This is a genomic window from Prauserella oleivorans (genome assembly GCF_042685745.1).
In the GTDB taxonomy this organism is placed as follows: Bacteria; Actinomycetota; Actinomycetes; order Mycobacteriales; family Pseudonocardiaceae; genus Prauserella_A; species Prauserella_A oleivorans.
Genome location: NZ_JBHUNT010000001.1, coordinates 392,279 through 418,281, shown reverse-complemented (window position 1 = coordinate 418,281; position 26,003 = coordinate 392,279). Strand labels below are relative to the sequence as shown.

General features: G+C 70.6%; 31 protein-coding genes and 1 pseudogene. 18 read left to right on the top strand and 14 right to left on the bottom strand.

Annotated elements, in window-relative coordinates:
- The first annotated feature begins 15 nt into the window (after window positions 1-15).
- The gene (gene ku, locus ACFSZT_RS02025) at window positions 16-864 is read left to right on the top strand and encodes a non-homologous end joining protein Ku (protein ID WP_377387775.1); all 849 of its coding nucleotides are present in this window, start codon (window positions 16-18) and stop codon (window positions 862-864) included.
- Between the two features lie 364 nt (window positions 865-1,228).
- Entirely contained in the window at window positions 1,229-1,435 is a 207-nt protein-coding gene (locus ACFSZT_RS02020; RefSeq protein ID WP_377387773.1) for a hypothetical protein, read from the top strand.
- Here the strand turns inward: ACFSZT_RS02020 and ACFSZT_RS02015 are convergent.
- Both ACFSZT_RS02015 and ACFSZT_RS02010 read right to left on the bottom strand, forming a co-directional pair.
- Complete coding sequence (locus ACFSZT_RS02015) at window positions 1,408-2,712, bottom strand: cytochrome P450 (protein WP_377387771.1); 1,305 nt, start codon at window positions 2,710-2,712, stop codon at window positions 1,408-1,410. The two genes, ACFSZT_RS02020 and ACFSZT_RS02015, sit on opposite strands and share 28 nt — an antisense overlap.
- A 7-nt stretch (window positions 2,713-2,719) precedes the next feature.
- Entirely contained in the window at window positions 2,720-2,926 is a 207-nt protein-coding gene (locus ACFSZT_RS02010) for a hypothetical protein (RefSeq protein ID WP_377387769.1), read from the bottom strand.
- Between the two features lie 143 nt (window positions 2,927-3,069).
- Here ACFSZT_RS02010 and ACFSZT_RS02005 point away from each other — a divergent pair, with 143 nt between their 5' ends.
- Window positions 3,070-3,555 carry a hypothetical protein gene (locus ACFSZT_RS02005; protein ID WP_377387767.1) on the top strand — a complete coding sequence of 162 codons (486 nt, stop codon included), beginning with the start codon at window positions 3,070-3,072 and terminating at the stop codon, window positions 3,553-3,555.
- Here ACFSZT_RS02005 and ACFSZT_RS02000 read toward each other — a convergent pair.
- The 3 genes from ACFSZT_RS02000 to ACFSZT_RS01990 are packed head-to-tail and all read right to left on the bottom strand — an operon-like array spanning window position 3,501 to window position 5,544.
- On the bottom strand, window positions 3,501-3,923 hold the full coding sequence (locus tag ACFSZT_RS02000) for a DUF6401 family natural product biosynthesis protein (RefSeq protein WP_377387765.1): 423 nt from the start codon (window positions 3,921-3,923) through the stop codon (window positions 3,501-3,503). The genes ACFSZT_RS02005 and ACFSZT_RS02000 overlap by 55 nt on opposite strands.
- Before the next feature lie 54 nt (window positions 3,924-3,977).
- Window positions 3,978-4,718 (bottom strand): DUF998 domain-containing protein, encoded by a 741-nt coding sequence (locus tag ACFSZT_RS01995; protein ID WP_377387763.1) that lies wholly within the window; start codon window positions 4,716-4,718, stop codon window positions 3,978-3,980.
- Window positions 4,719-4,770: 52 nt separating this feature from the next.
- Window positions 4,771-5,544: a protein phosphatase 2C domain-containing protein gene (locus ACFSZT_RS01990; protein ID WP_377387761.1), complete on the bottom strand. Its 774-nt coding sequence runs from the start codon at window positions 5,542-5,544 to the stop codon at window positions 4,771-4,773.
- Window positions 5,545-5,609: 65 nt separating this feature from the next.
- Between ACFSZT_RS01990 and ACFSZT_RS01985 the strand changes: the two genes are divergently transcribed.
- Window positions 5,610-5,819 (top strand): sigma factor-like helix-turn-helix DNA-binding protein, encoded by a 210-nt coding sequence (locus ACFSZT_RS01985; protein WP_377387759.1) that lies wholly within the window; start codon window positions 5,610-5,612, stop codon window positions 5,817-5,819.
- Window positions 5,819-6,355 carry a Clp protease N-terminal domain-containing protein gene (locus ACFSZT_RS01980; protein WP_377387757.1) on the top strand — a complete coding sequence of 179 codons (537 nt, stop codon included), beginning with the start codon at window positions 5,819-5,821 and terminating at the stop codon, window positions 6,353-6,355. Before ACFSZT_RS01985 ends, ACFSZT_RS01980 begins: the two co-directional genes overlap by 1 nt.
- On the opposite strand, the gene yczE is transcribed toward ACFSZT_RS01980, so the two are convergent.
- On the bottom strand, window positions 6,350-6,982 hold the full coding sequence (yczE, locus tag ACFSZT_RS01975) for a membrane protein YczE (RefSeq protein WP_377387755.1): 633 nt from the start codon (window positions 6,980-6,982) through the stop codon (window positions 6,350-6,352). The genes ACFSZT_RS01980 and yczE overlap by 6 nt on opposite strands.
- 61 nt (window positions 6,983-7,043) lie before the next feature.
- On the opposite strand from yczE, the gene yczR reads away from it, so the two are divergent.
- On the top strand, window positions 7,044-8,489 hold the full coding sequence (gene yczR / locus ACFSZT_RS01970; RefSeq protein WP_377387753.1) for a MocR-like transcription factor YczR: 1,446 nt from the start codon (window positions 7,044-7,046) through the stop codon (window positions 8,487-8,489).
- Window positions 8,490-8,942: 453 nt separating this feature from the next.
- Here yczR and ACFSZT_RS01965 read toward each other — a convergent pair whose 3' ends face one another.
- Together ACFSZT_RS01965 and ACFSZT_RS01960 are read right to left on the bottom strand one after the other, a co-directional pair.
- Window positions 8,943-9,947 carry a hypothetical protein gene (locus tag ACFSZT_RS01965; RefSeq protein WP_377478149.1) on the bottom strand — a complete coding sequence of 335 codons (1,005 nt, stop codon included), beginning with the start codon at window positions 9,945-9,947 and terminating at the stop codon, window positions 8,943-8,945.
- 148 nt (window positions 9,948-10,095) lie between these two features.
- Window positions 10,096-11,298, bottom strand: a complete 1,203-nt coding sequence (locus ACFSZT_RS01960; protein WP_377387752.1) for a pyridoxal phosphate-dependent aminotransferase — start codon at window positions 11,296-11,298, stop codon at window positions 10,096-10,098.
- 29 nt (window positions 11,299-11,327) lie between these two features.
- Here ACFSZT_RS01960 and ACFSZT_RS01955 point away from each other — a divergent pair, with 29 nt between their 5' ends.
- The 3 genes from ACFSZT_RS01955 (at window position 11,328) to ACFSZT_RS01945 (ending at window position 13,891) form a co-directional block, all read left to right on the top strand.
- Window positions 11,328-12,623, top strand: a complete 1,296-nt coding sequence (locus ACFSZT_RS01955) for a DUF445 domain-containing protein (protein WP_377387750.1) — start codon at window positions 11,328-11,330, stop codon at window positions 12,621-12,623.
- Window positions 12,624-12,626: 3 nt separating this feature from the next.
- Window positions 12,627-13,340: a 5-formyltetrahydrofolate cyclo-ligase gene (locus tag ACFSZT_RS01950; RefSeq protein ID WP_377387748.1), complete on the top strand. Its 714-nt coding sequence runs from the start codon at window positions 12,627-12,629 to the stop codon at window positions 13,338-13,340.
- A 170-nt stretch (window positions 13,341-13,510) separates the two neighbouring features.
- The gene (locus ACFSZT_RS01945; RefSeq protein ID WP_377387746.1) at window positions 13,511-13,891 is read left to right on the top strand and encodes a VOC family protein; all 381 of its coding nucleotides are present in this window, start codon (window positions 13,511-13,513) and stop codon (window positions 13,889-13,891) included.
- 7 nt (window positions 13,892-13,898) lie between these two features.
- Here ACFSZT_RS01945 and ACFSZT_RS01940 read toward each other — a convergent pair whose 3' ends face one another.
- Both ACFSZT_RS01940 and ACFSZT_RS01935 read right to left on the bottom strand, forming a co-directional pair.
- Window positions 13,899-15,083: a mandelate racemase/muconate lactonizing enzyme family protein gene (locus tag ACFSZT_RS01940; RefSeq protein ID WP_377387744.1), complete on the bottom strand. Its 1,185-nt coding sequence runs from the start codon at window positions 15,081-15,083 to the stop codon at window positions 13,899-13,901.
- A gap of 1 nt (window position 15,084) precedes the next feature.
- The gene (locus ACFSZT_RS01935) at window positions 15,085-16,185 is read right to left on the bottom strand and encodes a M24 family metallopeptidase (RefSeq protein ID WP_377387743.1); all 1,101 of its coding nucleotides are present in this window, start codon (window positions 16,183-16,185) and stop codon (window positions 15,085-15,087) included.
- Window positions 16,186-16,256: 71 nt separating this feature from the next.
- On the opposite strand from ACFSZT_RS01935, the gene ACFSZT_RS01930 reads away from it, so the two are divergent.
- Window positions 16,257-17,183: a LysR family transcriptional regulator gene (locus tag ACFSZT_RS01930; protein WP_377387741.1), complete on the top strand. Its 927-nt coding sequence runs from the start codon at window positions 16,257-16,259 to the stop codon at window positions 17,181-17,183.
- A gap of 476 nt (window positions 17,184-17,659) precedes the next feature.
- Here the strand turns inward: ACFSZT_RS01930 and ACFSZT_RS01925 are convergent, their stop codons facing one another.
- Entirely contained in the window at window positions 17,660-17,941 is a 282-nt protein-coding gene (locus ACFSZT_RS01925) for an HNH endonuclease signature motif containing protein (protein WP_377387739.1), read from the bottom strand.
- A gap of 118 nt (window positions 17,942-18,059) precedes the next feature.
- A pseudogene (locus ACFSZT_RS01920) lies at window positions 18,060-18,353 on the bottom strand (DUF222 domain-containing protein); the annotation flags it as partial.
- A 685-nt stretch (window positions 18,354-19,038) separates the two neighbouring features.
- Between ACFSZT_RS01920 and ACFSZT_RS01915 the strand changes: the two are divergent.
- Both ACFSZT_RS01915 and ACFSZT_RS01910 read left to right on the top strand, forming a co-directional pair.
- Window positions 19,039-19,455 carry a TFIIB-type zinc ribbon-containing protein gene (locus ACFSZT_RS01915; RefSeq protein WP_377387737.1) on the top strand — a complete coding sequence of 139 codons (417 nt, stop codon included), beginning with the start codon at window positions 19,039-19,041 and terminating at the stop codon, window positions 19,453-19,455.
- Between the two features lie 2 nt (window positions 19,456-19,457).
- Window positions 19,458-20,156, top strand: a complete 699-nt coding sequence (locus ACFSZT_RS01910) for an AAA family ATPase (RefSeq protein WP_377387735.1) — start codon at window positions 19,458-19,460, stop codon at window positions 20,154-20,156.
- On the opposite strand, the gene tgmC is transcribed toward ACFSZT_RS01910, so the two are convergent.
- Complete coding sequence (gene tgmC, locus ACFSZT_RS01905; RefSeq protein WP_377387733.1) at window positions 20,080-21,237, bottom strand: ATP-grasp peptide maturase system methyltransferase; 1,158 nt, start codon at window positions 21,235-21,237, stop codon at window positions 20,080-20,082. The two genes, ACFSZT_RS01910 and tgmC, sit on opposite strands and share 77 nt — an antisense overlap.
- 154 nt (window positions 21,238-21,391) lie before the next feature.
- On the opposite strand from tgmC, the gene ACFSZT_RS01900 reads away from it, so the two are divergent.
- The 6 genes from ACFSZT_RS01900 to ACFSZT_RS01875 all read left to right on the top strand — a co-directional run bounded on the left by ACFSZT_RS01900 (window position 21,392) and on the right by ACFSZT_RS01875 (window position 24,881).
- Window positions 21,392-21,787, top strand: coding sequence for a helix-turn-helix domain-containing protein (locus ACFSZT_RS01900; protein ID WP_377387839.1), 396 nt, complete (start codon window positions 21,392-21,394; stop codon window positions 21,785-21,787).
- A 7-nt stretch (window positions 21,788-21,794) separates the two neighbouring features.
- Window positions 21,795-22,448, top strand: coding sequence for a hypothetical protein (locus ACFSZT_RS01895; RefSeq protein ID WP_377387731.1), 654 nt, complete (start codon window positions 21,795-21,797; stop codon window positions 22,446-22,448).
- Window positions 22,449-22,548: 100 nt separating this feature from the next.
- Complete coding sequence (locus tag ACFSZT_RS01890) at window positions 22,549-22,845, top strand: DUF2516 family protein (RefSeq protein ID WP_377387729.1); 297 nt, start codon at window positions 22,549-22,551, stop codon at window positions 22,843-22,845.
- Window positions 22,846-22,869: 24 nt separating this feature from the next.
- A complete protein-coding gene (locus tag ACFSZT_RS01885) occupies window positions 22,870-23,409 on the top strand; it encodes a YbaK/EbsC family protein (protein WP_377387727.1) in 540 nt (179 codons plus the stop codon).
- A 21-nt stretch (window positions 23,410-23,430) separates the two neighbouring features.
- A complete protein-coding gene (locus ACFSZT_RS01880; protein WP_377387725.1) occupies window positions 23,431-23,877 on the top strand; it encodes an SRPBCC family protein in 447 nt (148 codons plus the stop codon).
- Window positions 23,874-24,881, top strand: coding sequence for an NADP-dependent oxidoreductase (locus ACFSZT_RS01875; protein WP_377387723.1), 1,008 nt, complete (start codon window positions 23,874-23,876; stop codon window positions 24,879-24,881). Before ACFSZT_RS01880 ends, ACFSZT_RS01875 begins: the two co-directional genes overlap by 4 nt.
- 157 nt (window positions 24,882-25,038) lie before the next feature.
- Here the strand turns inward: ACFSZT_RS01875 and ACFSZT_RS01870 are convergent, their stop codons facing one another.
- The gene (locus tag ACFSZT_RS01870) at window positions 25,039-25,983 is read right to left on the bottom strand and encodes a methionyl-tRNA formyltransferase (protein WP_377387721.1); all 945 of its coding nucleotides are present in this window, start codon (window positions 25,981-25,983) and stop codon (window positions 25,039-25,041) included.
- Between the last annotated feature and the right edge of the window lie 20 nt (window positions 25,984-26,003).

Genomic DNA, 26,003 nt, shown 5'->3' with positions numbered 1-26,003 from the left:
CGTACCTTTCCTCCCATGCGCGTCATGTGGAAGGGTGCGGTGTCGTTCGGGCTCGTCACGATCCCGATTCACCTCTACGCGGCTACCGAGAGCAAGAACGTCTCGTTGCGCCAAGTGCACGAGGCCGATGGCGGGCGTATCCAGTACAAGAGGTTCTGCACCGTCGACGGCGAGGAAGTGCCGTACGCGGACATCGCCAAGGGTTACGAGCTTTCCGACGGCGGGATGGTCGTGCTCACGGACAAGGAGCTCGCCGAGTTGCCGTTGTCCACGTCGCGCACCATCGATGTGCAGGAGTTCGTCCCACTCGAGGCCATCGATCCCATCTACTACGACAAGAGCTACTACCTCGAGCCGCAAAAGCCCGCGCTCAAGCCGTACGTCCTCCTGCGCGACGCGTTGCAGAAGTCCGGTCAGGTCGCGATCGCCAAGGTCGCCATCCGGCAGCGGGAGTCGCTCGCGGTCCTCCGGGTGCTGTCCGATGTCATGGTGCTCACGACGATGCTGTGGCCCGACGAGGTCCGCCAGCCCGACTTCCCGTTCCTGAGGGAGGACCCCCCGCAGATCCGGCCGCAGGAGATGACGATGGCCGCGTCGCTCATCGACTCGCTGTCGGACAGCGTCTTCGAGCCCGAGAAGTACCAGGACAGCTACCGCGAGGCGTTGCTGGCACTGATTGAGTCGAAGATCGCCGGGAAGGAGACCACCGCGGTGCCTTCGGCAGCGGCGGAGACCGAGGTCACCGATCTCATGGCGGCGCTCGAGGCGAGCGTGACGGCTGCGAAGAAGTCCCGGGAGCCGGCGAAGTCACGCAAGCCATCGACTGCGAAGAAGGGCACGAGGAAGTCGGCGAAGGGAGCGTGACGCCGCACGGGCCGGCTCGCGCAGGTTGAGTGGTCACGCGACCCGGCCTGCCGTTCCCGTGGGCGTCCCGCGGCGATGTCGGACCGCTCGCGCAGCTTGGGTGGGACCCGTGCCCCGCCACCGGTCACCCCGTCGGTGGGCGTCGGCCTCGGATCCGGGACCCGTCGGTGAGCGTCGGCCTCCGATTCAGGGGATCCGGTGGGCCTCAGGGCATTGGGCTCCCGCGCGCAGCGCGCCGGCCCGCGGAGCATCGGCTGCCCTCCGTGCGGGACACCCGGTCGGGTGACGCACGTCGCCGCCAGCCGGTATGCGCTCGCGGGCGTGTCGGACGGATTTCGTCGCAGAGCGGTGGTACCAAGGGTCCATGACCTGCCAGAGCTGCGAAACCGGCCTCGACCACTGCCACGGCACGCTGGTGCAGCACGTCTCCGGCGTCGTGGAGTGCACCGACGACGGCTGCACCGAATTCGAGATCGTGCGGCACTCGCTGGTGATCGAGTGCGAGTCGGTCGACGGCGGCTGCGGGTGCACCGAGCCCGTGTACTACGAGGAGCTGCTCCGCGCCTCGTAGGCGAATCGGAGGCCGAAGTGATCGAGCGTCGCCGGTAGCGGTCGCTGCGGGCTCAGTGTTCGTGGCGCGAGCAGGCGGTACTCGCCCCGGCGCAGCAACTGGGCGAGCATCGTACTGGTGACGAACAGGACGAGGTTCTCTCCCGGGCAACGGCCCGGCCCGTCGCTGAACGGCACCAGGGCGGGGTAGTGGGACGCCCGGCCGTCCAGCCAGGCCTCGGGCTCGAACCGGTCCGCGAACGGCACCGACTCAGGATCCCGGTGGAAGTACGGCGCGAACACCAGGAACGTCGTGTCGGGTGGTAGCTGGTCCCCGCGCCAGGACGTCGCCGTGGTGCTTTCCCGCAGCAACGCCGGTGTCGTCGGCCAGAGCCGGACCGCGTCCGTGACACAGGCCCGCAGGTAGGGCAGCGCCGGGTCGTCGAGATCCTCCCGCGCCTGGGCGTTCTGCCGTGGGTGGGTGGCCAGCAACGCCAGCGTGCGCATGGTCGCCATACCGGCCGCGTCGAAGGCGAAGAGCCAATGCGGCACCTGGCCGTGCGGGTCGACGCCCGGCTCAGCCGGGGTGGCCGCGATCTTAGCGGCGAGGCTGCCGCTCTCGGCACGGTCGAGCAACTCGTCCAGCGTGCGGCGAAACGCCTCCCGCCGGCGTCTCGACTTGGGCCGCAGGTACGCCCAGTTCGCGCGGAGGCGGAGCTGCGCGAGCCGATCGGTCACCTCGTCGTCATCGCGGGCGCCGTCACCGAGCACGATGCGGCGCACGATCCGCCACCAGGTGATGTTGAAGGTGTCCCAGTCGAGTTCGGTGACGCCGTCCAGGAGTTGCTTGGTCTCCTCCTCCACGACGACGTGCGCCGGGGCGGCGAGTGAGTGCAATTGGTGCGCCGACTCGAGCACGATCTCGTTGTACTCGCGACGCGGTTGCCGCTCGGGGCTGCGCGTCGACAGCACCGCGCGCGGCTGGAAGTGGTTCAGCGCGGCACGCTTCTCGTACGTCGCCGGGTGGAACGGCGCGGGCGTGTGGTCGAGGACGCGCTCGACGTCGCCCGGGTCGAGCACGATCGCGAACGACCGCTTCGGTACCCGCAGCACGAGCGGCCCGGCGCCGTAGCGCGCGTGCAGACCACGCAGCACACCGATGGCCGACCGGTCCAGCTGGAGCCGCTCGGCCATCGCAAGCACGCGCGGGCGGCGCTTGATCACGCCGCCCGCCAACGTCGGCAGCACCACTCCGGCGGCGACCCGGACGGTATCCGCGACCGTCGCGCGTCTGGTCACGGTGCTGTCACTTGTCGCGCTGAGCCGGGATCTGCCTGCCCTCTTCCGGATTCAGTCCCAGGGCCTCGAGCAGAGTCGCGCAGTCCGCGGCGTCGTGGGCCGCCGACGCGATCGCCCGGACTGCTCGGCGGCGCTGTTCGGCGTCCGGCTCCTCCGTGCGAGGCAGCGCGGGCTGAGGGTTCTGCGTCGGTGCGGTCGGGCTGTATGCGTTCACGATTTCTCCCCAAGCATCGAGAGTCACGGGCTGCGTGCTGGTGCAGTTACCCCTTAAACGTTCGGGCTACACGTTCTGTTTCCGGCACCGGTGACCGGGTACCCACGCTGCGTGGCCCCGTGTCACGCAGAAAGGAGTCTGAGGTGCCTAACGACGCTTACCTGGCGTTCCTCGGTCTAGGCGTGCTGATGATCGTGGTGGATGGCCAAATCCTATACCACAGCGGGAAACGGTACCTGTCCGATGTGGACGCCGACATGAACACCGCAGGGTCGCAGACGCGGCTCGTCACCGTGCTCTTCCACCTCGTGATGTTCGGCTTCCTCGCTTTGCTGTCCGTGCTCGACGTCGGCTTCGGCGGGGATGGTCTGCGGGCGCTCGTCGGAAACCTCGGTGTGCTGCTGCTTCTGTTGGCGTTGGTGCACGCGGTGACCATGGCCGTGCTCTCCAACATGCACGACACCAAGATGGTCGAGGAAAGCCTGAGCAAGCCCGCGGCGCCGGCCGGACCGCCGTCGCGGACGCCCACGAACTCCGAGCTTCAGCGTGGGCCCGTGGTCGCGCCCGTGCCGGGTCAGCCCGGTCGCGACCCGCGGATCAGCCCTACGATCGAGGACCAGTCGCTCTGACGCCGGGGTGGCTTCGGCCCGTGCGGCTCGCGTGAGGCCAGTTCATAGCACGCGAGCAGCCGGAGTCCGAACCACTCGTCGGGGGTCCAGTCCGACTCCGACCTCGGCGGCTGCCAGCCTTCGCGCAGGGCCTGCCGGCGCACGTCGAACGCGTGGCCGGCGATCAGCACGAGCGGCGTCACGGGGACAGCTCGTTCGACCAGTGCCTCCTGGTCCCGGATGTGTTCGGTGACCTGCTCGAGGTGCTGGTCGAAGTGCTGTCTGAGCACGGGCTGGGCGAGCGCACGCCAGCCGCTGCGCAGGTCGTCGCCGAGCCTGCTCAGCCAGCGCTTCGCCGAGCGGTCCGTAGCCGCATCCAACCAGCTCACACCTCGATGATGCACACGGTGAGCCGGTGATCGCTACTCATGGCCGCGCCCGGGTTACCCCTTGTGCATGCCTCGCTGCGGGTCGCCGACCGAGCCGAACGCGTCCGGTGACTCCGTCGCCCGCGCGCACCGCGTGGCCGCCACCAGGAGTGTGACCAGGAGAGCGAAGTCCACGGCGAACACGATTCGCTGGGTGAACCCAACCGGCAGCAGCGTCTCGACAGCCGCGAACACCGGCGTGAACGCGAGCGCGTCGGCGATGTAGCTGACGCCGAACAGCCCGAGCGTCACCACACCGACCTGCAGCAGCCGCACCACCACGATTCGCGTGCCCGCGAGCGCAGGCACCTCGCGCAGGCTGTCGAGCAGCGCGAACGCGATCGCCGGCAGGCTGAGGAAGGCGATGAGGCTTCCGTACTGGTGGATCCGCCCGCTCACCGGGTCGATCTCCGGCGTGAACGTCGCCGGGAACAGCGCGGCGCTGACGAGTCCGCCCGCGGTCGCGTAGACGAGAACCGACGCGGTCCGGGTGAACGCCAGCCCGGACGCCACGAGGGCGCCGCGGACGGCGATCACGCCGACCGCGACCGAGAGCAAGCCGGCTTCCAGCATTCCGCTGCCCTGGTCGCTGAACGCGTACCGGCTCAGCGGGTCGGCCAGCGGGTCGAACGAACTCACCACGTGCAGGATGACCAGCGTGAAGAACGCCCAGCCGAGCGAGGCGCCCGCGGCGATGGTCCACGTCCTGGTACGTGCCGCCGCAGTGGTATGAGCCTTGCTCCCCAGGCTGTTCATATCTCCAGTCAACGCCTCGAGAGCCGGTGTGTGATCCGGGTAAGTCCCTGAATCACCCCTGATCCATCGTGAAATCGATCACGGCAAGCGCCTGGTCGTCGTGTTGCTTGACGCGGGGCCAGCGAACGCCGTCGGGGTCGGCGAGTTCCGCCCGGCGCACGGCGTCGAGGACGGCCTTCGCGCCCTCGCCTCGGGCGAGATCCACGACGTCCGGCCAATCGAACAGCCCGTAGTCGTCGACGCCCACCGAGACGCCGTCGGTGGCCAGCAGCACGGCCTCCACGTCGCGCCGTGGCCAGCTGACGCACACGGCGTGTGAGGCCGCGGCCGGGTCCGCCTCGGCCACCCAGAACCCGTCCTCGTGGTTGCGCAGCCGGTCGACGTCGGCGCGCGTGCGCAGGAACCCACCGTGGCGCAGGCGGGCCAGCCGGTGGTCGGCGACCACGGTCGTCCCGAGGTGTCCGAACGCGACGACCGGGCTGTCGGCCAGGACGAGCGCGTCGACGGTCTCGGTGGTCCATCGCGCGATCGCCACGGTGCTGGACGGGCTGTGGCCTGGCCGCAGGCCGTGGGTGAGCGCCACGTTCTCGATCGCGGCGGCCAGGACGGTGCGCAGCGGGGCGGCGGGCGAGGTCGTCAGGCTTGCCTCGAGGTATTCGGCGAGCCGGTGCGAATACCAGCCTCCGCTGAGCATGCCGGCGCGGAACTCCGTGGCGCCGTCGAGCACCGCGACGGCGTTCGTCGTCACCACCACCCGGTCCTCGGTCGGCCGCGGAAGGCCGTCGAGGCCGACGCCGGGCTGCTCGGCGATGTCGATGCGGGGCACCGGCCGAATGTAGCCACCTGTCAACCAAGGTTGACAGCAGCGCACCGTCAACTTAGATTGACATCATGACCGAAGCCACTGATTTGGCCGCCAGGGCGGGCGATCGCGACCCACGCGTCGGCCTGCGGGCCGTCGCCGCCCTGCGCAGGCTGCTGGAGCAACTCGAGGCCGTCCAGGTGCGCAGTGCGCGCGTGCACGGCTGGTCATGGCAGGAGATCGCCGACGAGCTCGGCGTCAGCAAGCAGGCGGTCCACAAGAAATATGGGAGGCGTTGATGTTCGAGCGGTTTACCGAGGAAGCCCGGACGACTGTCACCGAGGCGGTCCGTGAGGCGGACATCCAGGGCGCCCGGGAGGTCGATCCGTTGCACCTGCTCGTCGCCCTCACGCGCTTTCCCGACGGCGCCGCGGCGCGACTGCTCGGCGCCGTCGGCTTCGGCCTCGACGACCTCGAGGCGCAGGTCGCGCACGTGCGGCGGCGCGGCGGGCTCACCGACGCCGACACGCAATCGCTCGAGCAGCTGGGCATCGACGTCGACGAGGTGGTCGCGCGCGTCGAGCACGAGCACGGCGAAGGCGCGCTCGCTCGCGGCCACGTGCGACGCACGCGTAAGCACGTGCCGTTCACCGGTGATGCCAAGCGGGTGCTCGAACAGTCCCTGAAGGAAGCCATGGAGCTCCGGGACGACTACATCGGTGGCGAGCACCTCCTGCTGGCGCTCGCGAGCCTGCCCGGTCCGGCGGCCGACGTTCTCACCGGGCTCGGCGCCGACCCGCTCGTGCTCAGAGCCGCCCGGCGCCGGGCGTCATGAGCGCCGCCGCCACACGACGTAGGGCAGGAACAGCTGCGTCAGCGGGCCGATGGCCAGAGCGAACAGCACGGTGCCCACTCCGACCGTCCCGCCGAGCAGCCAGCCGGCCGCCAGCACGCACACCTCGATCAGCGTGCGGACCAGCCGCACCGAACGGCCCGTTCGCGCGGACAGTCCGGTCATGAGCCCGTCCCGCGGACCGGGGCCGAACCGCGCGCCGACGTAGAGCGCGGTGGCGAGCCCGTTCAGCACGATGCCACCGAGCAACAACGCTATCTGCCAGGCCAGCACGTGCTGATCCGGCAACACCAGTCGCACGAGGTCGACCGAGACCGCGATGAGCACGACGTTGGCGGCGGTGCCGATGCCCGGCCGCTGCCGGAGCGGAATCCAGGCCAGCAGCACCAGCACGGCCGTCACGACGGTCACCGAGCCGAATGTCAGGCCGGTCTTCTCCATGAGCCCTTCGTGCAGGACGTCCCACGGGTTCAGCCCGAGCCTCGACCGGGACATCATCGCCATGCTCGTGCCGAACAGCAGAAGACCCGCCACCAGCTGGGTCAGCCTGCGTGCCGGGTCTTCGGTCACGGTCACCGGAGAGAGTTCGAACTGTCCTGTCTGGGCCACGTCACCACTATCTGTGCATTTGGGCTGGTAATCCAGAGCCAATCTGCATAAATTGGCCTGCATGACGAGCCAATTCCCACCGGGTGGACGGATATCCGGTGCACGGCTCGCGCGACTGCTGGGCGGCTGGCGGCACAGCGGCTCCCGCCGGGGCGCGAGTGACCTCGCCGACGCGCTGGAGTCGCAGGTGCTCGACGGCAGGCTGCCGGTCGGCACCCGGCTGCCCGCGGAGCGAGAGCTCGCCACCGCGCTCGGGGTCAGCCGGACGCTCGTCGGCGCGGCCCTCGACCGGCTGCGCGAGTCCGGGCTCGTCGCCAGCAGACAGGGCGCGGGATCCTGGGTGAGCGCTCCCGCGGGTGGCCGGGTCGGCCGCCGCGATCCCGGCGCGGATCTCGAACTGCTCGATCTCGCCCACGCCTCGCCGCCCGCCGTGCCCGGGCTACTGGCTGCCTTCGACGCGGTCCGTCCACAGCTGGGTGCCGAGCTGTGCGACCACGGCTACAGCGCTCGCGGGCTGCCCGTGCTCCGGGAGCGCCTCGCGGCCAGCTACGCCGCCCGTGGCTTGCCGACAACCCCCGACCAGCTGATCGTCACCAACGGCGCCCAGCACGCCTTCGCGCTGGTCCTGCGCACCCTGGCTGGCCCCGGTGACCGGGTCCTCGTCGAGCAGCCGTGCTACCCGAACACCCCGGAGGCCATCCGGGCCGCCCACGCCCTCCCGGTGCCGGTCGCCGTCGATCCGGTGGAGGGCTGGGACATCGCCGCCATCGAGGCCGCCCTCCGACAGGCCTCGCCCCGGCTCGCCGTGTTCGTCCCGGACTTCCAGAACCCCACCGGATTGCAGCTGGACGCCGAGAGCAGGCAACGGCTCGGAGCGGCACTCGCCCGCGCGCGGACACCCGCCGTTGTCGACGAGACGCTCGCGGAGCTCGACCTGCGCGCGACACCGGTGCCGCTGCCGCCGCTCGCGGCCTACGCGGGAGAGTGGGTGATCATGGTCGGCTCGGCGGCCAAGACGTTCTGGGGCGGGCTCCGGCTCGGCTGGATCCGCGCGCCCGAACACCTCGTCGAGCAACTCCTGGCCGCCCGGCACTCGCTCGATCTCGGCTCGTCGGTGCTCTCTCAGCTCGTGCTCGCCGAATTGCTCGCCGATGCCGGCCCCCTGCTCCGGCAACGTCGGGACGATCTGCGTGCGGCACGTGACGTTCTGGCCGACGCTCTCCGCGAGCACTGTCCTGAGTGGACGTTCCGGCTGCCGGTCGGCGGTTTGTCGCTGTGGTGCGGACTTCCCGAGCCGATGAGCACTCGGCTCAGCGTGGCCGCGGCGAACCACGGCGTGCAGGTGGCGCCCGGCCCGCGCTTCGGTGTCCACGGTGGCCTCGAACGCCGGTTGCGGCTGCCGTTCTGCCTGCCGGAGGACAGGCTCCGGGAAGCGGTGCGGCGGCTCGGGCTCGCGGCCGCGTCGGTACGCAGCGGGCCGCGCGGCGTCGACGCGACCGTGGTGTGAAGAACCCACCGGGTGCAAGAACTGTTGGTGTGAAAGCAAAAGAGGAGCCGGTGCGCCGGATGTGGGGGTGCCGTCACTCCAGGGAAACGAGACGGTCAATCATCCAGCGCACCGGCTCCGCCGTGCCGCGTGGGCACGGGTGCCACCGGCCGCCTCCGGCATCGCCCCTCGCCATGCCGGAGGGCCTGGCGGCCTCAGGTGCGCATCGGGAAGGCGCTCCTGCTCGGCGCGGTGAGCAGAACGCCTTGGCGCGCACCCGGTTGGGGCCCCGGCACCACGGGGGCAACGCGGCACCGGGACCAGGACCCGTCACGGCCTGGCGCGGTCGGCCGGGCGGGAAGCTGTGTATCCACGAGAAGTACCCCTGCGAAGACGACTACACGCGAGCGAGACTGTGCCGGGAATTCACAGCGTCTTGTCGGACGCACTGGCCCCCGGCGTAGCGGCGTGCGGTCAGTCCGGGGTGGTGGTGGGCAGCGCGGCCTGCCGGCCCGCACCGTCCACATCGTGCTCGCGGCTCGTTCCGGCAAGCCGGAGCTGGGCCTGCGTGGGCTCCCAGCTGAGGATGCCGTGGACAGCCCGTCCACCGGCGTGGTCGTGGTGGGCCGACGCGACGACCTGTGCGGTGACACCCGTCCCGGTCGGGGCGGCGGGCAGCGGCGCCGGCACGCCGGCGGGCGCGGCGCCGCCACCGGCGACGATCTCGCGCGGCGCCACCGGGGCGGCCGGTTCCGTCGCCGGGACGGCGGGCGTGCCGTCGGCGGCGGTCACCGTGACGGGCAGCGACCGCGCCGGTTGCGGCTGCGAGGTCTGCTGGTCCGGCGCGTCCGGCTGCGGGACGGCGGGGCCGGGCAGTCCGGCACCGGGCAGCTCGCCCTCCGGCACCGCGATACCGACCGAATCGCCGGGCTCCGGCAGGGTCGGCACTGATGGCAGCGTCGGCAGCACCGGCAGCGCCGGCAGGAGCGCCGGCGGCAACCGCAGCTCAGGTGCGGGCAGGTCAAGAATCGGCGTGGTGCGCTCGAGCGAGCCGGTGATGCAGCCCAGGGTGTCGGTCACGGTACCGGCCAGCGTGCCGACCGTGTCGGTGAGCGTGCCGAGCAGTGCACGGGACGGTGCGGGAGCGGCGTCCGGCTCGCCGTTCGAGCCGGGAACAGCCGGAAGGTCGGGAACAGCAGGAGCAGCCGGAGTCGCGGGCTCGGCAGCCTCTGCCGGTTCGGGAGTCGGCTCGGTCGGGGGGTCGGCCTGCTCGGGCGGCAGCGCGGCCGCGTCCAGCACCGGCGGCACCTCGGCCGTCGCGGGGTCCCCGGGCAGGCTTGTCGAGACGTCCTCCTGGACCTCCCGCTCCACCTCCGCGGCGATCTGCTCAGCCGTGGGCGGTTCGGCGGCGTGGGCGGCCGAGGAGAGCAGCGCGGCGGTAAGCCACGCGGCGACCGCGAAACCGACCGCCAGCAGCACCCGCAGGAGGGCAGCCGAAAGGAGACCGGATGAGCGCGCGCCCCCCGATCCCCTCACTGCACACCACCACCGTCGTCTCGTTCAGCCCGGTATCGGCCCAGGTCGGGCTACCCCGGGACTGCTATTTCTAGCATCGCTCGGAAGTGTTTCACCTCGTCCGCGCCTGATCCACCCCGGACGGCGCAATGCTTCGCAGCTGGTGAAGCCGCTCGACGGCCTCGTCGAGGACATCGTCGCGCTTGCAGAACGCGAACCGCAGAACGTGATTCCACTCGTCCGGGTGGTCGGTGAGCCCGGTGATCGGGACCGCGGTGACCCCGGCGCGTTCCGGCAACTGCCACGCCAGCTCCTCGGCGTCGGCGAAGCCGAGCGGCCGGACGTCGGCGCAGACGAAGTACGTCCCCGCACTCGGCCATACCGTGAACCCGGCCTCCCGCAGACCCTGGGAGAGCCGGTCGCGCTTGGCGGCCAACGACGTGCGCAGCTGCTCCACCCAGCCGAGCTCGTGTTCCAGTGCGTAGGCCACGGCCGGTTGCAGCGGCCCGCCGGAGACGAACGTGAGGAACTGCTTGCTCGCTGTGACGGCCGCGATCAGCTCCGGCGACGCGCACGCCCAGCCGATCTTCCAGCCGGTGCAGTTGAACGTCTTGCCCGCGCTGGAGATCGACACCGTGCGCTCACGCATACCGGGCAGGCTCGCCAGCGGGATGTGCTCGTGGTCGTCGAACACCAGGTGCTCGTAGACCTCGTCCTGCACGGCGACGAGGTCGTGCTCGATGCACACGGCCGCGACGGCCTCCAGCTCCGCACGGGTGAACACGGTGCCGGTCGGGTTGTGTGGTGAGTTGAGCAGGATCGCCTTCGTCGCCGGGGTCACCGCGGCCCGCAGGGTGTCGACGTCGAGGGCGAACCGGTTTCCGTCCGACACCAGCGGCACGGCGCGCCGCGTCGCACCGGCCATCGCGATGGCGGCGGCGTAGGAGTCGTAGTAGGGCTCGATGACGACGACCTCATCACCCCGGTCGGCGAGGGCCAGCAGGGTGGCCGCGATCGCCTCCGTGGCGCCGGCCGTGACGAGGATCTCGCTGTCCGGGTCGTAGTGCAGGCCCAGCCGGGCGCGGTGGCCGGCGATCGCCTTCCGCAGCTCCGGTCGTCCCGGCCCCGGCGGGTACTGGTTGGCGCCCCCGAACAGCGCTTCCTTGGCCGCGTCGAGCATCGGCCGTGGGCCATCGGTGTCCGGGAAACCCTGCCCGAGGTTGATGGCCCCGCTGCGCACGGCGAGTGCCGTCATCTCCGAGAAAATCGTCGAGGTGAACGGCTGGAGGCGGGGGACGAGTACTGGTTCGCGCACGATGGCCAATCCTCACGGACAATGAGGGCGTGGAGCAACCGAGGGCCAGGACGACGCCGGTGGAGCCGCCCGGCGCGTTGGCGCGCGAGGAGGCCAAGAGGCGCGGCCTGCGCAGGATGAAGCTGGTCGCGTTGTCGTTCCTCCTCGGCGCGACCGTCGTGTTCCTTCTCACCAGCTGGGCGCAGTCCGCGGGCTGGACGGGCTGGGTCGGCTACGTGCGGGCCGCCGCCGAGGCCGGGATGGTCGGTGCGCTGGCCGACTGGTTCGCCGTCACGGCGCTGTTCCGGCATCCGCTGGGGATCAAGATCCCGCACACGGCGATCATCCCGCACAAGAAGGACGTGCTCGGCGACAGCCTCGGCGAGTTCGTCGGCTCCAACTTCCTGGCCGAACCCGTGGTGCGCGACAAGCTGCGCCGCGTGGAGGCCTCCCGGCGGGTCGGCGAGTGGCTCGCGAAGCCGGAGAACGCCGAGCGCGCCACCGCCGAACTGGCCACCGTCGTACGCGGCGCGGTGACGGTGTTGCGGGACGAGGACGTGCAGGCCGTCATGGAACAGGCGGTGGTGCGCCGGGTCGTCGACCGCGAGTGGGGGCCGCCGCTGGGCAAGCTGCTGGAGCAGGTGCTCTCGGACGGCGCGCACTACCGGCTCGTGGATCTCATGTGCGACCGCGCGTACGAATGGGTACGCACCAACCACTCCACGGTGCTGCGTGTGGTGTCCGAGCGGGCGCCGTCGTGGTCGCCGCGGTTCGTCGACGAGATGCTGGCCGACAAGGTCTACGGCGAGGTGCTGGCGTTCGCGTGGGCGGTGAAGACCGATGTGAACCACCCCATGCGGCTCGCCCTCGACCGGTTCCTCGGCGAGTTCGCGCAGGATCTGCAGAAGGACGCCGAGACGATGGCGCGGGCCGAGCAGATCAAGCAGCAGCTGATCCAGCATCCCGAGGTGCAGAAGCTCATCGGCTCGGCGTGGGCGACCGCGAAGGACATGCTGCTCACCGCCGCCGAGGACCCGTCCAGCGAGCTGCGCAGGCGCGTCCGGGAGGGGCTGCGCTCGCTCGGCAAACGGCTCACCTCGGACCCGGCGATGGCGGGCAAGGTGGACGGCTGGGTCGAGGACGCGGCCGCCTACGCGGCGACCAACTACTCGCGCGAGATCACCACGATCATCACCGACACGGTCGAGCGCTGGGACGCCGAGGAGACGTCCCGCAAGATCGAGCTCCAGGTGGGCCGGGACCTGCAGTTCATCCGGATCAACGGCACCGTCGTGGGTGCTCTCGCGGGGCTCGTCATCTACACGGTCGCGCAACTGCTGTTCTGACCCATGTCCGATCCGGAGGCGGCCAAGCAGGAGGTCCGGCAGCGGGTGTGGGCGCTGCTGGAACAGGAACGTGCCGCGCGGTTTCCCGGCGCGCGGGGGCGGATCCCCAACTTCGCCGGCGCCGAGCAGGCGGCCGCGGAACTGACGCACCTGCCGGAGTGGGAGTCGGCGCGCGTCGTGAAGGCCAACCCGGACAGCCCGCAGCTGCCGGTGCGCTCGCGCGTGCTGGCGAACGGCAAGCTGCTCTACATGGCGGTGCCGAAGCTGACGGAGGAGCGGCCGTTCGTCCGGCTGGACCCGGGCTCGCTGACCGAGTTGCCGCGCCGGGCCGCCGCGAAGGATCGGGCGCTGCGGCTCGGCGACCCGGTGGCCGTGAGCGAGATGCAGCGCGTGGACCTCGTGGTGTGCGGCACGGTCGCCGTGAACCGCGACGGCGTGCGCATCGGCAAGGGCGGCGGGTTCTCCGACATCGAGTTCGGGCTGCTCGTCGAGACCGGCCTCGTGGACGAACGCACCACGATCGCCACGACCGTGCACGACCTGCAGGTGCTCGACGAGGAGTTGCCGGAGACGGAGCACGACTTTCGCGTCGACGTCATCGTGACGCCGCACGAGGTCATCCGGGTGCCCAAGCCCAAGCGCAGCCCCGGCATCCTGTGGGATCACCTGGCCGAGGACAAGATCGCGGCCATCCCGGCGCTGGCAAGCCGCCGATGAGGTGACGTCCCTCGGTTGTGTCCCCCCGCGTGGGGGAGGTTATCCACAGAAGCCCGACTTATCCACGTAGTTATCCACAGCCCGGGTGACCTGGGGAAGGCTGCCGAAACGACCGGCGTGCCCACTCCGTAACCGCCATACTCGGTGGACCAAATGATGCGGAGGTGGCGATGAATTCCCCGAGTACGACGATCACGCTGGGCGTCGTCGCGCTGGACTGTCCCGATCCCTACGCGCTCGCGACGTTCTACGGCGAGCTGCTCGGCTGGCGGATCGCCGAGGGCGACCAGCCCGGTGACCGCTGGGTCGACCTCGTCAACCCGGATGGCGGCACGGGCATCGCGTTCCAGCAGGACCCTGACTACCAGCCACCGACCTGGCCGTCGAACGAACGGGCCCAGATGCTGCACCTCGACTTCACCGTGCCCAGCATCGACGCCGAGCACCAACGCGTGCTCGACCTCGGCGCCCGCCTGCTTGACGACACACCGGAGACGTTCCGCGTGTACGCCGACCCCGCCGGACACCCGTTCTGCCTGTGCGCCGCCTGATCCGGCCTCACAGCTTGGGCAGCGCGTGCGCGCGGGCGAGTGCCTGCGGATCGCCGAAGCTGAACGACGCACCCTCGGTGCGGTACAGCTCGGCGTAGCGGGCGACGCGGTCAGGGTCGAGAGCCACGCCGAGACCGGGGCCGGAGGGCACCTCCATGCAGCCGTCCGCATAGGACTCCAAGCCGCCGCCGAACCCGCTCGTCACGTCGTCGGCGAGCAGCGCCCCGTAGGCCTGGTTGGCGTACCGGAAGTTCGGGGTCGATGCGATGACGTGCACTGCCGCGGCCAATGCGACACCGAGCTCGCCGAGGCTGTGCTTGACCACCGGCAGCCCGGCCGCCTCGCACAACCCGGCCGCGCGCTTGAGGTTGGCCAGTCCGCCGTCCATCTGGTTGTCCACCGAGAGCACGTCGGCCGCACCGGCCTTGATCACGGCGAGCTGGTCGTACCGCGTCCATGACGCCTCGTTGGCCAGGATCGGCACGCCGACGCGTCCGCGCACGTAGGCCATCTCGTCGAGGTTGCGGCCCGACACGGGTTGCTCCATCAGCTCGAGGTCGAACCGCTCGAGCTCTCGGATCAGCCGCACCGCCGTGCCCGGCGACCACGCCTCGTTCGCGTCGATCCGCAGCCGCGCGTCCGGGCCAGCGCCGTCCCGCAGCGCCGCGACGCGTTCGATGTCGGTACGCGGGTCGTCCGAGCCGACCTTCAGGTAGCACGTGCCGAAACCAGCCTTCGTCGCCAGCCGGGCCTCGGCGGCCACGTCGTCCGGCTCGGCGCGCGCCACGTAATAGAAGCACTCGACCCGCTCGCGGAACCGGCCGCCGAACAGGTTCACCAGCGGCTGTCCGCAGACCTTGCCCAGGATGTCCCAACACGCCATCTCCACCGCCGCGATGGCCGGACTGGTCGCCTTCACGTGGTGCCAGGTGCCGACGAGTTCGATGCGGCGCACCAGCCGTTCCACCGCGAACGGGTCCTCGCCGAGCACGAGCGGCTCCAGTCCGCGCAGCACGGCGAGCACGATGTCGGCCGACGGGTAGGCCGCCGCCTCGCCGAGCCCGGTGACGCCGTCGTCGGTGTCCACCTCGATGAGCACGCTCACCTGACCTCGCCGCCTGCCGAACGCCCACACCTCCGGCGAGCGGTACGGCACGGCGACCGGGGTCGCGCGGATTCCCGTGATGCGCATGTCAGATCACCACCGTCAGTTCGTGGGGAGTGTGGGTGAGGAACTCGGCGCCGTCCGGGGTGACGAGCACGGTGTCGGACACCACGTGGCCCGGCACCCACGACATGAGGTGGAACGTCATGCCTGCCTGGACGATCCGGTCGCCACCGGGACGAATGCCGAGCACCTCGCCGCCGCCGACCCAGCTCGGCGGGAATCCGATGCCGACGAGGTAACCGCAGTGGTGCCGCGGTCCGGTGACACCCGCGGCCTCGTGCCAGGCGGCATAGACGTCACCGGTCCGGGCGCCTGGGCGGAGGGTCCCGGCCGCCGCGTGGAGCCCCGCGAGCGCGGCAGCATGGGCGGTCGTGGCGCCGGCGGGTGCCTCGCCGATGTAGACGGTCCGGGACAGCGGGGCGTGGTAGCGGCGCACACACCCGGACAGCTCCAGGAACAGGCCTGTTCCCGTCTCGAGTTTGCGGTCGCCCCAGGACACGTGCTCCTGTTCGAGCATCCACAGCGGACGGATCATCGGGACGAAGCCGGGGGTCTGCCCGCCCTTGGCGTAGAGCGCGTGCTGGACCGCTGCCGCCACCTCGTGTTCGGCGGCGCCCGGCCTGGCCTGTGCCACCCCCGCGGCCAGCGCCGCGTCGGAGATCTCCGCGGCCTGGCGCACGAGTTCCACCTCCTCGGCCGACTTCACCGCCATCACGTCCCGCAGCAGCGGCGAGGCGTCGGAGAACCGCCGGTCGGCCAGCGCGAGCCGGGCCCGCGCGTGGACGGCGGGCGGGAAGAACATCGCCGTGTCTTCGGTGGCGATGCGCCCGCCCGTGGGAACGCCCGCGAGCGCCGCCGCGACGGCGACCGCGGGATCGGTGCCGTCGCCGAACGTCACGTGCCGGCATTCGGGGAGCTGTGCGCGCACCGTCGGGCGTTCCATCTCGCGGGTCACCAGTGCCAGCTCGCCGTCGCGGCGGACGACGAGGAGTGTGAAGGCGAAGTAGCCGTGATGGTCGAGACCGGTCAGGTAGTAGATGAGTTCGGGGCTGGCGAGCGCCACGGCGTCGACCCCGTGTTCCGTCATGCGCGTCCGCAGTGCCGCGACTCTGTCCGAGGAGATCACGCCCTCAGAATGGCGGCTGTGAACCGTTAGAACCAGTGACGATTTCTCGCTGTGTCCATTAATGTTTCTACATGGCAGCTGACCTCTACGACGTGCGCAGGCTCCGGCTGCTGCGGGAGCTTTCCCTGCACGGCACCATCGCCGCGACGGCCCGCGTTTGCTCACTGACGCCGTCGGCCGTGTCGCAACAGCTGACCCTGCTCGAACGGGAGGTCGGCAGTCCGCTGTTCATCCGGGACGGCCGGACACTCGTGCTCACCGAGGCCGCGAGGGTGCTCGTGGACCACACCGAGGGGATCCTGGCCGCGTTGGAGGCGGCCAGGGCGGGGGTTGCCGCGCTGACCTCGCAGGTGCGCGGAGTGCTGCGGCTTTCGGCGTTTCCGACCGCGGCCCGCGCGCTGGTTCCCGGTGCGCTGGCCCGGTGTCGCGCCGAGTACCCCGACCTGCAGGTGCGACTCTCCGAGCTGCAGGCGCCCGACGCCATCACGGCGGTCAAGGCGGGGCACTGCGACATCGCGCTGGTCTACGGCTACAGCCTGCTGCCCGACGTCGCCGACGCCGGTGTCGAGGTCGTCCGACTGCTCACCGAGCCGCTGCTGGTCGCCCTGCCCGCCGCGCGGCACAACGGGACCGAGCCATTGCCGCTGGCCGAGCTGGCCGACGAGCCGTGGATCGCCGCCGACCGCGACGCCGAGCTGCACGAGCTGCTCCGCCGCGCGTGCGGGCTCGCCGGGTTCGTCCCGCGGATCGACTACACCAGTACCGACCTCACGGTGATCTTCGCGCTCGTCGAGGCCGGACTCGGGGTGTCGCTCGTGCCGAGGCTGGCGTTCGAGTCGATGTCGTCGGACGTCGTGCTGCGCGAGGTCACCGAACCCGCGCTGACCCGGACGGTGTCGGCTGCCATCCGCGCGGGCAGCGGCCGGAACCCGACGATCGCGGCCGTGCTCGACGCGCTGCGGGACGTGGCCGACGAGCTGCAGGCCGATGGCGGGTGAGGTGGGTCGGGTGGTGTTTCCGGGCTACTCGTGCCGGACCGGCGGTGGGGGTTAGTAGAGGTCGTTGTTCGTGGAGATCAAGCCGGAGAAGAGGTTGCGCAGTCACCTCCATCGGAGCGGATGGAGCGCCTTCGCCCGACTATGCCTGGGGTGCCGGCCCGCGCTTACCGCGTTGGTCGCTGGGACCTGGTATCCGGTGGCCGACGCGACCAGTCTCCTTCGGCGGCCGAGCCGCGCGGCGTTGTCTTCTCCGTCGGCAGCGTCGGCCCATGCTGTCTGCGCCGTGGCGGTGGCCCGCGTCGGCGGGTCGCCGCTGGATGGCGTCAATGGTCGAATCGGCGAGGCCGCTTGCCCGTGCAAGGTCGGATCTCGGTGACCCAGGCCGACGCCGCGGTTTGTTCGAGGCTCGGGACGGTCGTCCAGTCTGGGTTGTCTGGATGGCCGTGGCGTTGGCCAGGCTGTCGTGTTGTCGGGCGTCAGTGCGACCGGTAGGTGTGGCCGGTGGGTGTGGTGATGTGGAGTTGGCCGGTGTCGGCGAGGTGGAATCGCCAGCCGGGGGTGTGTTTGGTGCGGTGGTGGCGTCGGCAGAGGCCGATGAGGTTGCCGGTGTTGGTGTCGCCGTTGCGCTGGTATGGGATGACGTGGTCGAGGTCGGTGTCGTGGGCGGGTCGGTGGCAGGTGGGGAACCGGCATTCGCGGTCGCGGATTGTGACGTGGTCGGCGGTGACGGCGGGCGGGCGGTAGCGGGTGCGGCCCACGTCGAGCGGGCGCCGGTGTGGGAGTCGGTGATGATCCGTCGCCAGGTGGAGTCCGTTCCCGCCGCCGCGCCTCCGCCCGCGCCGCGGCACCCTCGGGGTCGACCTTCTGCACCGCACGGTTGACCATCCGCCGAATCGACGAGGCATCCCGCCCCACCAACCGCTCGGAAACCGTCGCATCCACCTCGCGCGCCAGCGAATCGGACAACACCGAGGTCGGCTCCGACACCTTCGACGCCTTGTACAAATCAATGTCACCCCGCGACAACGCACCCAACGTTTCGGGAAGCCGGGTCACCAAATCCCGTGCCAACCCTATTTTGATCCGCGCCGCATTCTCCGAAATCGCCAACGCCAGCGCCACTTCCGCAGCATCGTCCCGCGACGCCGAATACTCCGCCAAAGCCCGCATCTGCAACGCCTGCAGCCGAGCGATCTCCCGCTCTAGTCGAACGACCTCATCAAGAGAACTTTCCCCCCATGCCAACAATTCTACCCGAATACCACAGACCGAAAGTGTGAAGCCGCAAACAACGGAACGTGACCACGAAACCCGTTCCGTGGGGAACTGCCGCTAACCACCAGACAATGCATGGTGATGTGTGGAGCGGCAGTTTCCCGCGGCGCGCCGAAGGCGTGCTTGAAACCCAACCACCCAAGCAACCACTCCAAAAAGCGGAAACCACAGCTTCGGCCGAGCCATGCGGAGCAGTCCACCGACCGAACCCGACCAGACCACCACAGACTGCCGCCATGGTGGCCCAGGCCCTCGTCGACGCCGAGCAACCCACGCCCGGCGATGACCGTGGCCTGGCGTCGTCCGCCGAACGCATGCGACGTGTAGCAGCAGCACGCCGCATGGCGAAGGTCGAGCCGGACGGACGGCCAGGTCGGCCACGATCGTCCACCGCCGTGCTCCTTCGGTGGCCGTGGGCCCACCCCACCCACCACCACATCCCGCGCCGGCCGGCTGCCAGGCCCGGCCGCCCTGGCGGATGGAACTCGAGCCCACCACAAGCACCCCACCACAAGCACCCACCACAAGAAGGTGACGTCTGGTAGCCGACGGATCACCCGGATCTGGCTAGGCTTGCCCGGTGATTTGTCCCAAGTGCCAGAACGTCATGAAGACGGTCGACAAGGGCGGCGTGCACATCGAGCAGTGCGAGGGCTGCCGCGGAGTGTTCCTCGACCACGGTGAGCTGGAACGGATCGTCGAGGCGGAGAACGCCTACTACGGCGCGGCTGCCGCGCCCCCGCCGCCGTACCGGCCTGCGGGTGGGCCGCAGGCCGCACCGCCCACCCGGCAGTACGGCTATGCCGACTCGCCTCGCCCCTACCGGGGTGAGGGGCACTACGCCGACTCTCCCCGCCCGTACCGCGGTGAGCGGCACGGGCACTACCCGGACTCCCCCAAACACTACGGCGGCTACCGGGATTCGCCGCGCCCCTACGGCGGGCACGGATACGGCCATCGGCGCAGGCGCAGTTTCCTCGAGGGTCTGTTCGACTGACCGTGCTCGACCTGAAGATCTGCCCGCGGTGCGGCGACCGCGCCGATGTTCCGCTCGTCGAGGCGGATCGGTTGGTGTGCCGCGTCTGCGGGCAGCGCTGGGAGTTCCGCAGGCTGCCCCTGTTCGCGCTGACCGGCCCGAGCGGGGGCGGTAAGTCCACCGTGGGGCCCGAGCTGGCCCGTCGGCTCGCCGGCGAGGCCGTGGTGCTCGAGCAGGACGTGCTGTGGACCGGCGCCCTCCGGGACGACGCCGGTGAGGTCGACGGCCATCCGCGTTTCCGGTCCACGTGGCTGCGGATGGCCGCGATGATCCACCAGAACGGGCGGCCGGTGGTGCTGTGCGGCACCGTCGTGCCGCCCGAGTTCGAACCGCTGCCCGAGCGGGTCTTCTTCTCCTCGATCCACTACCTCGCGCTCGTGGCCGAGCCGGACGTCCTCGCCACCCGGCTGAGGGCGCGGCCGGCGTGGCGGGAGTGGGACGAGCCGCGCATCGCCGAGACTCTGGAGTTCAACGACTGGCTGCGCACCGAGGCGCCCCGGATGTCGCCGCCCGTGCGTCTGTTCGACACCACGCACGCCACGCGTGACGAGGCGGCCGAGCACGCCGTCGCGTGGTTTCGCGAGCTCAGTCCTCGCGATGCAGCGGCCACTCGTGCCCCGCGAACCGGATCGACTGCCGCTCGCCCCGCACACTCACCGTGAATGCGTCGCGGGGCGGGCTGCCGAGCTCGTGCCAGCGCCGGTAGGCGGCTTCGACGGCGTCCCACAGCTTGCGCGGGCCGCCCTGCTGCACGACGTGCCCGCCGTCGGTGCCGTGGTGGCCTGCCCACGACCCGTCGGGGTGCACGAGCAACGAGAGCTCGCCGGTCTGCGGGTGGGCAGCGGCCATCAGGCCGGGCAGCTCGAGGCTCACGAAGAACTCGAACGCGTGCGCCGGGTTCAGCACGGTCTCCAGCGGCAGGTCGGTGGGCCGTGCGGTGACGTCGTCGCCGGGGCCGTCGCTTCCGGCGAGCAGGGTGACCGTGTCGGCGCGCCGGTGGGCGCGCATGGGCATGAACCGGCCGTCGGTGGCCAGCACCACGCCCTCGCCGGTGGCCCCTTCGCCCGCGGCCACCAGCACCATGCCCGCGCCGATGGGCCGGTTCAACGTCGTGAGCACGAGCCCGCCCGGCCGGGTCTGTTCCAGCCACGCGGGCGGCAGGTGGGACACCGAGCAGGTGGACAGCACCCGGTCGTACGGCGCGCTCGGCGGGAACCCCTTCTCGCCGTCGGCCACCTCACACTCCGGGTGGTAGCCGATGGTCGCCAGTGCCGCGCGGGCCTGTCTGCAGAGTGTCGGATCGATGTCGACTGTGGACACCCGTGCGTCGCCGAGCCGGTGGCAGAGCAGCGCGGCGTTGTACCCGGTGCCGGTGCCGATCTCGAGCACGTGGTCGCCCTCGCGGAACTGCAGATGCTCGAGCATCAAGGCCATGATCCCCGGCATGCTCGACGACGACGTGGGCGTCCCGGGCACCGGGCCCTCGCGCCGGGCGCGTTCCCACAGGCCCGGATCGTCGTCGAGCTGGGTGACGAGCACGGTGTCGGAGTAGACCAGCGGGAGCCAGTTGGCATCGCCGCGCGCGACCGCGGCCCAGCGGTTGCCGTGCGGGACGAAGAAGCGGGGCAGGAACACGTGCCGTGGTACGTGGCGGAACGCCTCGATCCACAGCGGATCCCGCACGGCGTCCTCGCGGAGCAGCTCCTGGACGAGGTGCCGGCGCCGTCGCGCGGCGGAACGCATGGCCCCAGCGTAGTCGCGCCCGGAACCACTCGATGGTTGCAAGCAAAGTGCTTGCAATAGCTAGCACCTCCGCGTACCGTGGGAGATGTCGCGAGGAGGTGGCACGTTGGCGGATGACCTCCCGGCCGAGGGCAACGACGCCGTGACCGGGCCCATGGACAAGGTGGCCGACATCGGCCGGGACATCGGCGCCTACATCCGGCAGCAGCGCAACAACGCCAAGATCTCCCTGCGGCAGCTGTCGAAACTGGCCGGTGTTTCCAACCCGTACCTGAGTCAGATCGAGCGCGGGGTGCGCAAACCCAGCGCGGAGATCCTGCAGCAGATCGCCAAGGGGTTGCGAATCTCGGCGGAGGCGCTCTACGTGCAGGCCGGGATTCTCGACCTGCCCGTGGGGGGACCGGTGACCGACGCGATCCGCGCCGACACCGAGCTCACGGAGCGCCAGAAGCAGGTTCTGCTGGACGTCTACGAGTCCTTCCGCCGGCAGAACCGGGAAGCAGAAACGTCCGCAACCGAGCCCGAATCCGAATCGCAAGCCAAGGAGTGAACCCGACATGGCGACCACGAACACCGAGGACCGCAAGAACACAGGCGCCATCGAGCAGATCAAGACGCCGCTGCTCGCCGCGCTCGGCGCGGGCAATCTGGCCGGCCAGGCCGTCGCCGACGTCCTGACCAAGGCCAGGGAGCGCGTCACCGAGAGCAGCGAGGTCGCGCGCAAGAACATCGAGGAGCTGCCGTCGGACTTCGAGAGCCTCCGCGGTCGCCTCGACCCGGCCGAGCTGCGCAAGCTGCTCGACGAGTACACCGACGCGGCGCTGAAGCTCTACCACCGGCTGGCCGAGGCCGGCGAGGAGACGTGGGAGAAGCTCGTCGCCCAGCCGCAGGTGAAGCGCAACCTGGAGCAGCTCGAGGAGACCCTGCACACCGCGCAGGGCCGGGTCGACGAGGTGGCCTCCGACGTACGCGAGCGCATCGACGAGGTCGTGGCCAAGGTGACCGGTCGCACCCGCGAGGTCGGTGAGCAGGCCGCCCTGAAGGTGGAGGACACCGCCGCCAAGGTGGAGGAGGTCACCGGCGACGTCGCCGACAAGGTCGAGGAGGCCGCGCCGAGCAAGCCGAAGACCACCACCCGGTCGACCACGCGGCGCACCACCAGCGCCGCCAAGAAGCCGGCCAACAGCACCAGCTCCAAGACCACCAAGTAACCCGCCACGGAACACCGCATCCACTCGGGCCCCGGCCATCCGTCGCAGGCGGACGGCCGGGGCCTGAAGCGTGCGAGCGCACTGACGTACGCTGGGGGACGTGCCGCTCCTCGCGATGTGGATCGTCTGGGTCATCGACTGGGCCGGGACCCTGGCCGGCCTGGTCGCGTTCGCGCATGCCGTCATGCAGCGCTCGGACGCCTACACGGCCGCCGATCGCCACACGAAGCCGATCTGGCTCGCCATCACCGGCGGGTCCACGGTGGCGATGCTGCTGTTCGGTTTCTACGGCGCGGGGATGATCTTCTGGCTCGCCGGGCTGGTCGCCTCCCTCGTGTACCTGGTGGACGTCCGTCCGAAGCTCATCGAGGTGCAGCGCGGCGGCCAGAACTGGTGACGAGCCGCTGAGTACGGTGGCCATGTGAGCAACTGGACCATTGCCGGAACGCTGAACGTGGTGCCTGCCGCCGAGCGCACCGACCTCGTCGCCGAGCCGGTCGCCAAGGCGCTGGCCACCATCACCGAGCCCGTGGGGATCGTCGAGATCGATCCCGACCTCGCCGACACCGCCGAGTTCTGCGCCGCGTACTCCTCGCCGATGTCCGCGTCGGCCAACTGCGTCGTCGTGGCCGGCAAGCGGGCGGGCGAGCTCCGCTACGCCGCCGCGCTCGTGCTCGCCACGACGCGCGCCGACGTCAACAACGTCATCCGCCGCAAGCTCGACGTGCGCAAGGCGTCGTTCGCGCCGATGGCCGAGGCGACGGAGTTGACCGGGATGGAGTACGGGGGCATCACCCCGATCGGGTTGCCCGAGGGCTGGCCGATCCTCATCGACAAGGCCGTCGCCGACTCGCCCGAGCTCGTGATCGGCAGCGGCATCCGCGGGAGCAAACTCCTCGTCACCGGAACCCTGCTGGCCGGGCTGCCCGGCGCCGAGGTCGTCGAAGGACTCGCCAAGTAGGACAGACCGAAAGGGGCACGCATGGGAAAGGTCACGGCCACGGCCGAGCGGACGATCGACGCGCCCGTGGAGACGGTGCGCGCGCTCGTCGCCGACTATGCCGAGGTCCGGCCGAAGATCCTCACCGACGCCTACCGTGACTACGAGGTCACCGAGGGCGGCAAGGGTGCGGGCACGGTCGCCAGGTGGAAGCTGCAGGCGACGTCGAAGCGCGTGCGCGATGTCGCGGCCACGGTCACCGAGCCGGAGCCGGGCACGCTCGTGGAGACCGACGCCAACTCGAGCATGGTCACCACCTGGACCGTCCGTGAGGCGGGAACGCGCTCGCTCGTACGGATCGAGACCACCTGGCAGGGCGCGGGCGGCATCGGCGGCTTCTTCGAGAAAACCTTCGCGCCCGGTGGGCTCAAGCGCATCTACGACGGCGTGCTCGCCAACCTCGACGCCCAGGCGAGGCAGTCGGCATGAGTGGCGACGGCGCGATCGAGGTGCGGCTCGCGTCGCGGCCGCACGGCGTGCCCACCGCGGAGAACTTCGACATCGTCGAGGTCGAGGTGCCAAGTCCCGGGCCGGGGCAGGTCCTGGTGCGCAACACCTGGCTGTCGGTGGACCCGTACATGCGGGGCCGCATGAGCTCGGCGAAGTCCTACGCCGAGCCCTACGAGGTCGGCAAGGTGATGCACGGCGGCGCCATCGGCGAGGTGCTCGAGTCGGGCAGCGACGACTTCCGGCCCGGCGACATCGTGCTGCACGGCCTGGGCTGGCGCACGCACGCCGTCCTCGACGCCGCGCACGCCACGAAGGTGGACCCCGATGCCGCTCCGGTCACCGCTTACCTCGGCGTGCTGGGGATGACCGGCCTCACCGCCTACGCGGGCCTGGTGGACGTCGCGACGTTCACCGAGGGTGACACGGTGTTCGTTTCCGCGGCGGCGGGGGCGGTCGGCTCGGTGGCAGGCCAGCTCGCCAAGCTGCGTGGCGCCCGCCGGGTCATCGGCAGCGCGGGCTCGGCCGAGAAGGTGCGCTGGCTCACCGAGGAGCTCGGCTTCGACGCGGCGTTCAACTACAAGGACGGGCCCGTTACCGAGCAGCTCAGGGCCGCCGCGCCGGACGGCGTGGACGTCTACTTCGACAACGTCGGCGGTGAGCACCTCGAGGCCGCCCTCGACGTGCTGAACCTGCACGGGCGGATCGCCGTGTGCGGGATGATATCCCAGTACAACGCCACCGAGCCGCCGAAGGCGCCGCGCAACCTGATGCAGTTCATCTCCCGGCGGCTGACCATGCGGGGCTTCCTCGTCGGCGATCACGTCCACCTGCGGCCCAGGTTCCTCGCCGAGGTCGCGCCGCTGGTGCGGGACGGCTCGCTGAAGTACTCCGAGACGGTGGTCGAGGGCGTGCGCAATGCACCGCAGGCCTTCCTGGACCTGCTCGCCGGCGCCAACACCGGCAAGATGCTCGTCCGCGTCTGAGTGGCGCGCTCCCTCGCCGAGAGTGAGGCCCCGGGGGCGACGGCGGAGGCCGCCTGCGGATCGGAGATCTGCGGCTGAGCATCGCTGCCGGGTTGGCGTGCCAGGCGAGGTCGTGCGGGGACGCGTGGGTACGTTCTCGCACCCACGGCCCGCGGCGTCACGGGTGGGAGGTGAGGTAACCGCCCATCGTGCGGAAGAACTCCGTCGCGGCGTACTCCGTGCCGTCGTCGGTACGCACGCGCTCGATCCGCAGGCCGTGGTTGCGGCCGTACCGCGCATCGGCGCCCGCGACGATCACCACGCCCTTGTCCTCGGGAATGAACACGCGCCCAGGAGTGCCGCCGTAGCGGCCGGTCGACACCGACGCCTGTACGATCCGGATCCGCTCGCCCTGGTAGAAGGTGAACGCGTTGGGGTACGGGTCGGACTGCGCGCGCACGAGCCGGTCGATGTCCTCGGCTGGCCAGGTCCAGTCGATCCGGCTGTCCTCGAGCGAGCGCTTGTGGAAGAAGCTCGCCTTGGACCGGTCCTGCGGCACCCAGTCGGTGCGCCCGGCGGCGATGAACGCGAGTGCCTCGCTCACCACCGGCTCGATCAAATCGACGGTCTTGTGGAACAGGTCGGTCGCCGTGTCGCGTGGGCCGACCTCGACCGCCTTCTGCAGCACGATCGGCCCCGCGTCGAGCTCGTCGTCCATCATGTGCGCGGTGACGCCGACCTCGCGCTCGCCGTTGATGAGCGCCCAGATCAACGGCGAGAAACCCGCGTAGGCGGGCAGGAGCGAGTCGTGGACGTTGAGCGTGCCGTGCGTGGGCAGCCGGAAGATCTCCGGAGGAAGCCAGGTGCGCCAGTTGTTGGCGACGATGAGGTCGGGCTGGACCTCACGCAGTTTGGCGACGAGCGCGTCGTCGGGCCGATTGGCCAAGACCACCTCGATGCCGTTGTCGGTGGCCAGGTCCGCGACCGAGTCGGCCCAGATCCGTTCGTAGGCGTGGTCCGATTTCGGGTGCGTGACGACCAGTGCCACCTCGTGTTCCGAGTCGAGCAGCGCTCGCAGGGTCCGGTGCCCCCACGTCTGGTACCCGAACATCACGACCCGCATCGGCCCTCCGTCCTTCGTCG

Coding starts and splice junctions, on each gene's coding strand:
- ACFSZT_RS01930 (WP_377387741.1), top strand. CDS start 16,257: ATGGCAGCTGACCTCTACGACGTGCGCAGGCTCCGGCTGCTGCGGGAG.
- ACFSZT_RS01895 (WP_377387731.1), top strand. CDS start 21,795: ATGGCGACCACGAACACCGAGGACCGCAAGAACACAGGCGCCATCGAG.
- ACFSZT_RS01980 (WP_377387757.1), top strand. CDS start 5,819: ATGTTCGAGCGGTTTACCGAGGAAGCCCGGACGACTGTCACCGAGGCG.
- ACFSZT_RS01875 (WP_377387723.1), top strand. CDS start 23,874: ATGAGTGGCGACGGCGCGATCGAGGTGCGGCTCGCGTCGCGGCCGCAC.
- ACFSZT_RS01985 (WP_377387759.1), top strand. CDS start 5,610: ATGACCGAAGCCACTGATTTGGCCGCCAGGGCGGGCGATCGCGACCCA.
- ACFSZT_RS01880 (WP_377387725.1), top strand. CDS start 23,431: ATGGGAAAGGTCACGGCCACGGCCGAGCGGACGATCGACGCGCCCGTG.
- ACFSZT_RS01950 (WP_377387748.1), top strand. CDS start 12,627: ATGTCCGATCCGGAGGCGGCCAAGCAGGAGGTCCGGCAGCGGGTGTGG.
- tgmC (WP_377387733.1), bottom strand. CDS start 21,237: ATGCGTTCCGCCGCGCGACGGCGCCGGCACCTCGTCCAGGAGCTGCTC.
- ACFSZT_RS01995 (WP_377387763.1), bottom strand. CDS start 4,718: ATGAACAGCCTGGGGAGCAAGGCTCATACCACTGCGGCGGCACGTACC.
- yczR (WP_377387753.1), top strand. CDS start 7,044: ATGACGAGCCAATTCCCACCGGGTGGACGGATATCCGGTGCACGGCTC.
- ACFSZT_RS02020 (WP_377387773.1), top strand. CDS start 1,229: ATGACCTGCCAGAGCTGCGAAACCGGCCTCGACCACTGCCACGGCACG.
- ACFSZT_RS01870 (WP_377387721.1), bottom strand. CDS start 25,983: ATGCGGGTCGTGATGTTCGGGTACCAGACGTGGGGGCACCGGACCCTG.
- ACFSZT_RS01945 (WP_377387746.1), top strand. CDS start 13,511: ATGAATTCCCCGAGTACGACGATCACGCTGGGCGTCGTCGCGCTGGAC.
- ACFSZT_RS01940 (WP_377387744.1), bottom strand. CDS start 15,083: ATGCGCATCACGGGAATCCGCGCGACCCCGGTCGCCGTGCCGTACCGC.
- ACFSZT_RS01900 (WP_377387839.1), top strand. CDS start 21,392: ATGGACAAGGTGGCCGACATCGGCCGGGACATCGGCGCCTACATCCGG.
- ku (WP_377387775.1), top strand. CDS start 16: ATGCGCGTCATGTGGAAGGGTGCGGTGTCGTTCGGGCTCGTCACGATC.